This is a genomic window from Pseudoflavonifractor sp. HCP28S3_F10 (genome assembly GCF_052065415.1).
Taxonomy (GTDB): Bacteria; Bacillota; Clostridia; order Oscillospirales; family Oscillospiraceae; genus Pseudoflavonifractor_A.
On sequence record NZ_JBQHUB010000029.1, the window covers coordinates 25252 to 35390 of the forward strand.

The following is a 10139-nucleotide window of genomic DNA, read 5'->3' on the forward strand; positions in this document are numbered from 1 at the left end:
GCCGGACGGAAAGGAGAACTATGCGGCTGAATACCATGCGGTATAAGGACTTTGTATGGCCCCACAACCCGAGGACCTATACCATCGAATATGAGCGGGTCATGGCGGAGAACAAGGTGCCCTTCGGGCGCTATCACTTGCAGGACCTGGGTCCCACCCGGCGGGTGATGCGGGGCGAGGGGGAGTTCGTGGGTCCGGACGCCTACCGGCAGTTTCAGGCGCTGGCCGCCGTCTTCTACCGGGAGGGGCCGGGGATGCTGGTGCATCCGGTATGGCAGTGCGCCAACGCCTATTTCGTGGAGCTCTCGCTGAAGCAGGAGCCCAGAAGCGACTATGTGCGCTACACCTTCACCTTCTGGGAGAGCTATGACGGCTACAAGGGCGAGCTCAGGACCGAGGGCGGCGGCTCCGCGTCCGCCGGGACGGGCGCGGGCGGCGGAAGCGGCGGACAGTGGCACACGGTGAAGCGGGGGGAGAGCCTGTGGGCCATCGCCGGGAAGTACGGCGTGAGCCTGACCGAGCTCATTAACCTCAACCCCCAGATCAAGAACCCCAACCGGATCCTGGTGGGGGAGAAGGTGAGGGTAAAATAATGGAATTCTGGCTGACCGGCTGGGATGGGAGCCGGATGGAGCTGCCCCAGACGCTGACATGGAAGCTCTGCTACGGGCTGGGGGAGCCCTGCGACAGCTTCCAGCTTATGTGCATCTGGGACGAGGCGGCGGCCGCCGCTCTGGGAAAGGCCACCCGATTCCATGCGGCGGAGGATGGCGAGAAGCAGTTCACCGGCGTGGTGGACGAGTGCGAGACGGCCTGGGGGCCGGAGGGCGGGCGGCTGCGCATCCACGGACGGGGCATGGCGGCGCTGCTGCTGGACAACGAGGCGGTGGGGGCCGACTACCAGGTGGCCACACTGGCCGACGTCCTGCGGGATCACGTGACCCCCTACGGCATTGCCGCGGCGGGAGCGGCCCGGCTGCCGGCGGTGCCCGGCTTCTCGGTGGACACGGGAAGCAGCGAGTGGGCGGTACTGTACCGCTTCGCCCGGTATCACGGGGGCGTGATCCCGTGGTTCGACCGGGAGGGGCGGCTCCGGCTGGACGGACTGGAACAGAATACGCGGCGGATCATCGGACCGGAGACCCCGGTGACACGTCTGGCGCTGAACGAGAAGCGGTACGGCGTGCTCTCCGAGGTGCTGGTGCGGGACCGGACCGGCCGGGGATCCCGGCGGGTGGTGGACCAGAATTTTCTGGACCAGGGGGGACAGCGGCGGAAGGTGCTCACCCTGCCGCGAAAGAGCGGCTATGAGGCCATGCGGTACAGCGGAGAATATCAGCTCCAAAGGTCGGCCGAGGAGCGGCGGATGGTGACCCTGCGGGCGGCGGCGGGCGGCCTGGCCTGGCCGGGAGAGCTGGTGGAACTGCGGCTGGAGCGGCCCAAGGTCTCGGGGATATGGCGGGTCCGGGAGAGCGAGACCGGCGTGGACGCCGGGGGCCGCTATACGGAGCTGGTGTTGACATACGAGGGGGAAAACTGATTTGTGGATCTCCAGAGCGGGAAAAGAACGCCCCGTTGAGCGGGGCACGGCCCAGGTGGGCCGGGTCACCCTGGAAGGGGACCCGGCGGCCGCCTGCGCGGCGGAGGAGCAAAGGAACCTGCCGGTGTTCGGGCCCGGCGGCTACTGCTGGAGGCCGGCTTTGGACCAGGAGGTGCTGGTCCTGAAGACCGGAGATGCAGGAGAAGAGTCCTGCGTGGCGGGAGCCCGGTGCGCCGGCACGGTGGCACCGGGGGAGGTGTATCTCTTCTCAGGCGGCGGAAAGGCCGCCATCCGGCTGTATAATGACGGCACGGTGGCCATCACGGGCAGAAAAGTGATGGTAAACGGCGTGCTCCTCAGTCAGGGTGACGGAGAGAGCGGAGAAAACGGAGAGAGCGGCGCGGACAGCGGCGGCAGTACGGAGGAATGACGATGGAGCTGATGATACGGGACGGGGACTACGTGCCCGGCGGCGGCAGCTTCCGCACGGCGGAGGGAGCCGAAGAGCTGCTGGAGCGGGTCCTCTTCAAGCTGCAGGTCCGGCGGGGTTCGTTTCCCCTGCTGCCTGAGCTGGGAAGCCAGCTCTACCGGCTCTCCTCGGTAAAAAAGAGCCAGCGGGAGATCATGGCCCGGCAGTATGCGGCCCAGGCCCTGGCCGACGAGGAGGAATTGGAGATTACCGGCGTGACGCTGTCGGAAGAAAGCGGACAGGGACGGCTGAAAGTATATCTGCTGTGGCGGGGAGAGCCGCTGTCGGTGGAGACCTGGATCTGAGAGGGGGAGTGGAGTGAAGAGCATTGAGGAGATCTACCGCGAGATGCGGGCGGACTTCCTGAACAGGACGGGCCATGAGGCCGCGGGTAACGGCGATCTGGCGGTACGCCTGTACGCGGCGGCGGCCCAGGTGCACGCCCTGTATGTGCAGGGGGAATGGGTGACGCGGCAGTGCTTCCCCCAGACGGCGGCAGGGGAATATCTGGACCGGCACGCCCTGTTGCGGGGGCTGGAGCGGCGGGACGCGGTGAAAGCGGCAGGGACCATCTGTTTCCAGACCGGACAGGCAGCCGCCGCAGATCTGACCATCCCGGCAGGAACGGTGTGTATGACGGCAGGGCTGGTGCGCTTCCAGACTACGGAAGAGGCTGTCCTGCGGGCGGGAGAATCTTCCGTGGAAGTGCGGGCAGAGGCAGTGGAGGGAGGCGCCGCCGGCAACGCGGCGGCCGGGACGATCACAGCCATGGCGGTGGCGCCGGTGGGAGTGAGCTGGTGCACCAACCCGGCAGCTTTTACCGGAGGCATGGACCGGGAGGGCGACGAGGAGCTGCGGGCGCGGGTGCTGGAGACCTTTCGGCGGATGCCCAACGGCGCCAATACAGCCTTTTACCAACAGGGGGCCATGTCCTTTGAGCGGGTGGCCGCGGCGGCCGTCCTGCCCAGGAGCCGGGGAATCGGCACCGTGGACGTGGTGGTGTCCACCTGGGAGGGCCTGCCCGACAGCAGTCTGTTGGATGAGCTGACCAGGTATTTTGAGGAGCGCCGGGAGATCGCCGTGGACGTGACGGTGCGGGCTCCCTCAGTCATAAGGGTGGACATTACAGTGGCGGTGGCCCCGGCAGAGGGGTACAGCGGGCAGGAGGCCCGGACGGCGGTGCGCGATGCGCTGGAAGGCTGGTTCGACGGTACCCGGCTGGGGAAAAAGGTGCTGCGGGCCGAACTGAGCGGCCTGATCTTCGCCCTGGATGCGGTGGGGAACTGCGCTGTGACCATACCGGCGGAGGATGTGGCAGCGGAGGCCGACCAGCTGCCCCGACTGGGTACCCTGACCATAACGGACATGCCGTGAGCGGAGGGAGCGCATGAGCTATGGAGCGTATTTAAAAGACCTGCTGGCCCCACTGGGGGTCTATGACCTGGAAGGTACGGTCAACGGCGGTGAGCTGGAGTGCATCGGCGCGGCCCTGGACGGCGTGGAACAGGAACTGGAGGACATCGAGCGGGAGATGGTGCTGAGCACGGCGGAGGGGATGGGACTGGAGCGAATCGAGTCTCTTCTGGCCAGAAAGCCGGTGGCGGGCACACTGGAGGACCGCCGGGCGGCCCTGGCGGCGCTGCTGCGCATCGGCGGAGACAGCTTTACCCTGGCGGCCATCAACGACAATCTGCGCGGATGCGGCCTGAACGCCGTGGCCAGCGAGACAGGAGAGAGCGGCAGGGTGGAGGTACGCTTCCCCGATGTGCCCGGCGTGCCAGAAGGATTCGAAGAGATGCGGGCGATCATCGAAGATATCATCCCGTGCCACCTGCTGGTGACCTATGTATACTGGTATATCACATGGGAACAGATGGAGGAGCGGTTCCAGACCTGGGGGGAGATCGAGGAGATGGACCTGACCTGGGGCGAGCTGGAAAAGCTGGTCCGATAGGAGGAAACGATGCGAACGATCCAGAACAAAAAGGGATTTATACTGTACGAGAAGGAAAAGAGCGACCGGGTGTGGGAGGCGGTGGAGCGGCTGGCCAGACTCAGCGCCGGGGCGCTGGATGACAGCGCGGCCGCGGAGGTGGGCGTGCTGTTCGACGAGTGGACGCCGGGCCATACTTACTGTAAGGGAGAGCGGATCTCGGACCAGGAAGGACGGCTCTACCGGGTGGTGCAGGACCACACCAGCCAGGCTGACTGGCCCATCGGGGACACTCCGGCGCTGTATACGCCCTTGGGCGTGACGGCGGAGGAGCCGGAGGCCATACCGGAGTGGAAGCAGCCCCTGGGTGCCGAGGACGCCTATGCCAAGGGAGACCGGGTGCGCTTTGAGGGAGTGGTCTACCGTTCCCTTATGGACGCCAACGTATACGCTCCCAATGTGACGGGCTGGGAGGCAGAGGAGGTATGACCAGGGATCTTCTGAGCATCAAAAGATCCCTGGTCATGCCGGCGGCACAGGTGGACCGGAGAGACTCTACGGAGCGTTGATTGCGCGGGGACGGGAAATGCTTTATACTGGGGACCGGAGGAGGCGATGAGCCATGGATTGTGAGAAAATGGGGCCGCTGATCCGGAAACTCCGGCTGGAACGGGGAATGACGCAGTGCGCACTGGCCCGGGAACTTCAGATCAGCGACCGGACGGTCAGCAAATGGGAGCGGGGAGTTTCCCAAAGTTAAAGATACCACATCAATCCCACGCGGACTTTTGCTCAACCGATACAGCCGGAGGGCTGGATAACAAGAAAAGGCGGTATGCGCCCCGTGGAGGGGTAGCGTACCGCCTTTTCTTGTGGGGGTTTCCAAAGGGGGCAACGCCCCCATTTGGCACACGACTTTGCGAAGCAAAGTGTAGTGTATTATACGCTCTGCCGGCGTTGCCGTGAAAATGCCGTTGCCGCCGGGGAGGGCAAGGGCATTTGAAGCGGCAGGAAAACAGGGCTGTGCTTGCGTGGCGTGGAGCCGCAAGCGCAGGTCTGGACTCATCAGCAGACAGGGCGTATATGAAAGCCCCAGTTCCTCGTCCTACGCTCCAACTTGTGGACAAAGTGTCCCGAAGTTGTGGCCACACTCCCGGAAAAGTAGCAGGACAACGGGCAACCGTCAAGGCTGAAATGAACGGGTTTACACCCGGCCTTGACCTCCGCCCGCTGTCCCGCTGGATGGGTGGACAAGGCGGCCAATCCCTCAAAGTGCTTGGCCGCTCTCTTTCTGATTTTGAGGTATTCAGTTTTTCAAAATTGAATAATCAAAATAAATTTTTTCGATTGAAAAAATTTTATTTGTTATCATCTTCAATGCCATATTTTTTCTTTTGCCGAATCACATAATTACTGATTTTTTCATCATATAGTGGATACTGGTAATCCAACTGGCATGCCACTTCTGACGAAACCTCCCGGAACAATGCCATACATTGTTCAAAGGATTCCCACATATGGGGATAGGAATCCATATTATAAGTGGACATAAGTCGTTCCCACAATTCCTCTGGGACATATTGCTTCATAAATTTATAGTTTTTTCCCAAACTGAAATGAAATCCCTGTTTGATACCAATCAGCCAGGAAATCATGCGAAGCAATTCTTTTCGTACTATATCATTCATATGGTCAATAGCAAAAAGAATTTCTTTGCGGCATAAGCCCTTTACTACATATGTTGTAGTATTCCAAAATTCATTACAGCAATCGTCAAACATTCTTTGAGTAGGCTTCTGCAAGTGGTAGTCTATATCCGTTGGTATTGGCGGCTTTACGATACGGTTGTCTTTATCCAACAGTAACTTTACCAGTTTATCCCATGTAAAATACTCGTCTATCAGTTCCAGCGGCAGCAAAGTTAAATCTATCTTAACATCATCAGTAAACAGCATTAAATATGAAAATCCCTTTTCTACAGCTGGAAATAATTCCATATCTTCCGGCTTTTGCAGAATCAACCTTTCACCAAATATATCTAGCCATTTATCATCACTTGTGAAGCTGTCCATATCCGTAACAAAAAAAGTAATATCAAAATCCTGAAAATCATCAGGCGGAATATTTGTATTTGTTCTAGATCCTTCCAAAGTAACCATGCGAATGCGTTTGTCTGTTTTTGCAAAATTCAAAACAATATCATAAACTTCCTTTTCTGATCTCATTTTTATCTCCTCCAATTATTGAAATAGGTGTGAAGCCATTTTAGGGCTTTCCCGCCTTGATTACCCTTTAGCAAAGACGGGCGGGACTGTCAACGGCGGCGCATGAAATGCGCCGTTCATCTTGACCGTTGACTGGCTCGGCTGGCTTTGCTATCTTCCTGACAAATGGGAATGTCTAAGATAGTAAAGACGTCCCACATGCAACTCTTTCTTTTATTGCGGAAACCGTATCTTTAATTGTGAATGTAGTTGTGTCTATGACATTTGATTCATATACTCCCAAACCGGAAAATTGCTCCCACATTGTTTCCACTAATTCAATATTTGTTTTTCTATCTAATTTTGAGCGTTCCACAGCTCGCTTCATAGTTTCTTTTTTACTCGCTCTTAATACAATATAGTGTACCTCGTAATCTTCTTGGGCAAGAGCTTTCCATGGCTCCAAAAACCATGGCCCGACAATCCCATCTACAATTACATCATATCCGCCACGAGCATATCGCTTTGCAGCTTCTAAAAAGGCTTCAATGACAACCAGATTTTGCTCGTTGGATTCTGGCAAATGTGGTGGTATTGCGCCTTTGCTTAAGTAATGAAAAAAGTCATCGGTGTGCATATGCACTGATTTATCCATATCTGATTCCTTTGCGACAATTGACGCAGTTGTTGTTTTTCCTGTCCCCGGTGAGCCTGTAATCACAATAATTCTTCCTTGATTCATCTGTATTTTCCCTCACAATTCAAATTTATCACTTTGTTCCTGCCTGCTCAATCATCTTCTTCGCAAACTGCTGGAACATTTCAACAGTTTCTTTATCCATCGGTGTAAGCTGTCCGATCTGTCCAGCTATCATCGCCGTTACATCGTCAATGGAAAGTGGTTTTTGTTTCTGTTCCGCCAGTGCGTCCCGCATGGCTTGGAACATAGCGGCGGTCACAGCTTCTCCCGGCTGTTCCCCGTTGTCAATGTCTTTCTTAATGTCCCGCAGGATAGCCAGGAACACATTTTTGATTTTTTCAATCTCCGCTTCATGTTCCCCTATCTTTTGGGCGTTCAAAAGCTGTAAATCCTGCTTCGCTTCTGCCCGGTGTTCCGGGTGTTCTTTCATCAGGTCGGACAGGGAAGCCGTTGCCATCTCGATAAGCTGGTTTCTTGCTGTTATGCCCTTTGCCGCCGTATCCTGAAAATAAATCCGTATCAAATCTATCAGCTTAGGAAAATTCCTGTGTTCCAACAGGCGGTTGAGGATTTGCACATCAACAGCACCCGTCACAAGCCCCCTCACGGCTCCCTCGGACAAGCCTAATTCAGAAATATCGTAGCTTTTACGAACGCTCACGGTAGACAAGCCCAGTATGTAGTCTGTCGATACCTTAAATTCCTTTGCCACACCTATGAGAATATCACTGCTGACCGTTCTTGTTTCGCCGCTGACAATGCGGCTCAACTGGGAAGCGGAAACGCCTATCTTCTCCGCAAGTTCCTTTTGTGTGATGTGGTTCCCGTTGCATAAATCGGAAATCCGCTGTCCGGGCGTTCCGGGTAAAGCCATAGATACGCACCTCCTCCGCATACTTCCATTATACAGAATGATTGCAAAAATGCAATTTCCAAAGTGTAAACTTCATCAAAATGCAATTCTCGCAATATTCCGGGAATTGCATTTTTTTCGTGTAGACTTAGGGTAGTTCATCGATGGACGGCACCTTGAAAACAGAATGACCGTCCGAAAAGGAATACCCCGGCTGGGGAAGCACCGCAAGGAGTCGGACTTCGGGACAAAATGTCCCGAAGTTGCGAGGAGCGTGCCAACGCCGGAACACGCCGCAGGAATGGGGCAGGAAACCTTTTCGGGGAGAACGGCAACGGAAAGCAAAATGGAGGGAACGCATGAGAGATAACCCCTATAAAGACTTGCCGCCGCTGGAACGCAGGCCGGACGGTTCCCTTTACCGCATGACCCCGGCGCAGAGAAAACAGGCGGCCAGCCTGATACGCCGGGAGTGCTGTTGCTGTGAGGACGGCAACTGCATTGTCCTTGACGATGGGGACACCTGCACCTGTCCGCAGACGATTTCTTTCTCGGTCTGCTGTAAGTGGTTCCGCTGGGCGGTCTTGCCGCTGGACGGGACGCTGGAAGCGGAGATTTTCCGGGATAAGGACTTGAAACGCTGTGAGGTCTGCGGCGGTGTGTTCGTCCCCAAATCCAACCGGGCAAAATACTGCCCCGGCTGTGCCGCCAGAGTTCACAGGCGGCAGAAAACAGAAAGTGAACGGAAAAGGAGGTCTGCTGTGGACAGTTAGGAGCGAAAAAAGCCTTGATTTATCAGGCTTCGCAAGCCCCAAACCGGGGCTGGTGGTATAAAGTATCGCCCGCCCCGGAAAACGGGCTTCTAACCGTCCACAAAACGCACTATGACAAATACCATCTATATCCATCAGCCGGAAAAGGCGTTCAGCTTCACCCGGCTCCCGAATTTCCTCTTTGAAGCCCCCACATTCAAGCCCTTGTCCAACGAGGCAAAGGTTCTGTACGCCTTTATCCTGCGCCGGACAGAGTTATCCCGCAAGAATGGGTGGGCGGATGATTGCGGACGGATTTATCTGTACTATCCCATCTGCGAGGTGGTTGACCTGCTCCACTGTGGGCGGCAGAAAGCGGTAAACACCCTGCGGGAACTGCAATACGCCGGGCTGGTGGAGATCCAGAAGCAGGGCTGTGGAAAACCCAACCGCATTTTCCCAAAATCCTATGAAGCGGTTCCAAACACCGACTTCAAGAAATCCGGTTCTGGTACGCCGGAGGGCTGAAAACCGTACTTATGAAGTGAGGAAATCACTCCCCGGAAGTACGAAAACCGGACGGTATATAGAAATACAAAGATTAAAAAGATTTATTTATATTCTATCCATTCCAATCCTATCCGAGCTAATTTCTGCGGGATTTTCCCTGTGGAAAACCCCGGATAGGAAAGGAATGGGGAAAGGAGCAGAATGGCACAACACGCAATTTTGCGGTTTGAGAAGCACAAGGGCAACCCGGCAAGGCCGCTGGAAGCCCATCACGAAAGACAGAAAGAACAATACGCCAGCAACCCCGACATTGACACAAGCCGGAGCAAGTACAACTTTCATATCGTCAAGCCAGAGGGCAGGTACTATCATTTCATTCAAAACCGCATTGAACAGGCCGGGTGCCGAACCCGCAAGGACAGCACACGGTTTGTCGATACGCTGGTAACTGCCAGCCCGGAGTTTTTCAAGGGGAAATCCCCAAAGGAGATACAGGCGTTTTTCCAGAGGGCGGCGGACTTCCTCATTGGCCGGGTAGGACGGGAAAATATCGTGTCGGCGGTGGTACACATGGACGAGAAAACGCCCCACCTGCATTTGACCTTTGTTCCGCTGACAAAGGACAACCGCCTGTGTGCAAAGGAGATTATCGGCAACCGGGCAAACCTGACGAAGTGGCAGGACGATTTTCACGCCTATATGGTGGAGAAATATCCTGACTTGGAGCGTGGGGAGAGCGCCAGCAGGACAGGCCGGAAGCATATCCCCACCCGGCTTTTCAAACAGGCGGTTTCCCTCTCCCGGCAGGCAAGAGCCATTGAAGCCACACTGGACGGCATTAACCCGCTGAACGCCGGAAAGAAAAAAGAGGAAGCCCTCTCCATGCTGAAAAAGTGGTTCCCGCAGATGGAGAATTTCTCCGGGCAGTTGAAAAAGTACAAGGTCACAATCAATGACCTGCTGGCGGAGAATGAGAAGTTGGAAGCAAGGGCAAAGGCCAGCGAAAAAGGAAAGATGAAAGATACGATGGAACGGGCAAAGCTGAAAAGCGAACTGGACAATTTACAGCGGCTGGTTGACCGTATCCCGCCGGATATACTGGCGGAACTGAAACGTCAGCAGCGGCACACGGTAAAGGAAAGGTGATAGATATAAGCAGAAATTTTCGCCGCCTCTGT

15 protein-coding genes are annotated in these 10139 nt (G+C 56.3%); 12 read left to right on the forward strand and 3 right to left on the reverse strand.

Going from position 1 to position 10139, the window contains the following annotated elements; genetic code table 11:
• The first annotated feature begins 20 nt into the window (after positions 1–20).
• The 9 genes from ACTNBZ_RS11340 (at position 21) to ACTNBZ_RS11380 (ending at position 5352) form a co-directional block, all read left to right on the forward strand.
• A complete protein-coding gene (locus tag ACTNBZ_RS11340; protein ID WP_441209998.1) occupies positions 21–593 on the forward strand; it encodes a LysM peptidoglycan-binding domain-containing protein in 573 nt (190 codons plus the stop codon).
• The gene (locus ACTNBZ_RS11345) at positions 593–1540 is read left to right on the forward strand and encodes a hypothetical protein (protein ID WP_441210000.1); all 948 of its coding nucleotides are present in this window, start codon (positions 593–595) and stop codon (positions 1538–1540) included. The genes ACTNBZ_RS11340 and ACTNBZ_RS11345 overlap by 1 nt, the downstream gene beginning before the upstream one ends.
• Position 1541: 1 nt before the next feature.
• The gene (locus tag ACTNBZ_RS11350; RefSeq protein WP_441210002.1) at positions 1542–1970 is read left to right on the forward strand and encodes a hypothetical protein; all 429 of its coding nucleotides are present in this window, start codon (positions 1542–1544) and stop codon (positions 1968–1970) included.
• Between the two features lie 2 nt (positions 1971–1972).
• Positions 1973–2314 carry a hypothetical protein gene (locus ACTNBZ_RS11355; RefSeq protein ID WP_441210003.1) on the forward strand — a complete coding sequence of 114 codons (342 nt, stop codon included), beginning with the start codon at positions 1973–1975 and terminating at the stop codon, positions 2312–2314.
• Between the two features lie 13 nt (positions 2315–2327).
• Complete coding sequence (locus tag ACTNBZ_RS11360; protein WP_441210005.1) at positions 2328–3383, forward strand: baseplate J/gp47 family protein; 1056 nt, start codon at positions 2328–2330, stop codon at positions 3381–3383.
• Between the two features lie 13 nt (positions 3384–3396).
• Positions 3397–3963: a DUF2313 domain-containing protein gene (locus tag ACTNBZ_RS11365; protein WP_441210007.1), complete on the forward strand. Its 567-nt coding sequence runs from the start codon at positions 3397–3399 to the stop codon at positions 3961–3963.
• Positions 3964–3972: 9 nt separating this feature from the next.
• A complete protein-coding gene (locus ACTNBZ_RS11370) occupies positions 3973–4431 on the forward strand; it encodes a carbohydrate-binding protein (RefSeq protein WP_441210009.1) in 459 nt (152 codons plus the stop codon).
• A gap of 133 nt (positions 4432–4564) precedes the next feature.
• Entirely contained in the window at positions 4565–4702 is a 138-nt protein-coding gene (locus ACTNBZ_RS11375; RefSeq protein ID WP_441210011.1) for a helix-turn-helix transcriptional regulator, read from the forward strand.
• A gap of 239 nt (positions 4703–4941) precedes the next feature.
• The gene (locus ACTNBZ_RS11380) at positions 4942–5352 is read left to right on the forward strand and encodes a hypothetical protein (RefSeq protein WP_002334817.1); all 411 of its coding nucleotides are present in this window, start codon (positions 4942–4944) and stop codon (positions 5350–5352) included.
• On the opposite strand, the gene ACTNBZ_RS11385 is transcribed toward ACTNBZ_RS11380, so the two are convergent.
• The 3 genes from ACTNBZ_RS11385 to ACTNBZ_RS11395 form a co-directional block, all read right to left on the reverse strand.
• A complete protein-coding gene (locus tag ACTNBZ_RS11385) occupies positions 5301–6167 on the reverse strand; it encodes an aminoglycoside 6-adenylyltransferase AadE (RefSeq protein WP_001255868.1) in 867 nt (288 codons plus the stop codon). The two genes, ACTNBZ_RS11380 and ACTNBZ_RS11385, sit on opposite strands and share 52 nt — an antisense overlap.
• A 175-nt stretch (positions 6168–6342) precedes the next feature.
• Positions 6343–6888, reverse strand: coding sequence for an AAA family ATPase (locus ACTNBZ_RS11390; RefSeq protein WP_001071501.1), 546 nt, complete (start codon positions 6886–6888; stop codon positions 6343–6345).
• Between the two features lie 28 nt (positions 6889–6916).
• Positions 6917–7720 carry a helix-turn-helix domain-containing protein gene (locus ACTNBZ_RS11395; protein WP_002334816.1) on the reverse strand — a complete coding sequence of 268 codons (804 nt, stop codon included), beginning with the start codon at positions 7718–7720 and terminating at the stop codon, positions 6917–6919.
• 338 nt (positions 7721–8058) lie between these two features.
• On the opposite strand from ACTNBZ_RS11395, the gene ACTNBZ_RS11400 reads away from it, so the two are divergent.
• The 3 genes from ACTNBZ_RS11400 (at position 8059) to mobV (ending at position 10107) form a co-directional block, all read left to right on the forward strand.
• Positions 8059–8472 carry a cysteine-rich VLP domain-containing protein gene (locus ACTNBZ_RS11400; protein WP_002588751.1) on the forward strand — a complete coding sequence of 138 codons (414 nt, stop codon included), beginning with the start codon at positions 8059–8061 and terminating at the stop codon, positions 8470–8472.
• 111 nt (positions 8473–8583) lie between these two features.
• Complete coding sequence (locus ACTNBZ_RS11405; protein ID WP_002588752.1) at positions 8584–8979, forward strand: replication initiator protein A; 396 nt, start codon at positions 8584–8586, stop codon at positions 8977–8979.
• A gap of 183 nt (positions 8980–9162) precedes the next feature.
• Positions 9163–10107, forward strand: coding sequence for a MobV family relaxase (mobV, locus tag ACTNBZ_RS11410; protein WP_002334814.1), 945 nt, complete (start codon positions 9163–9165; stop codon positions 10105–10107).
• The last annotated feature ends 32 nt before the right edge of the window (positions 10108–10139 follow it).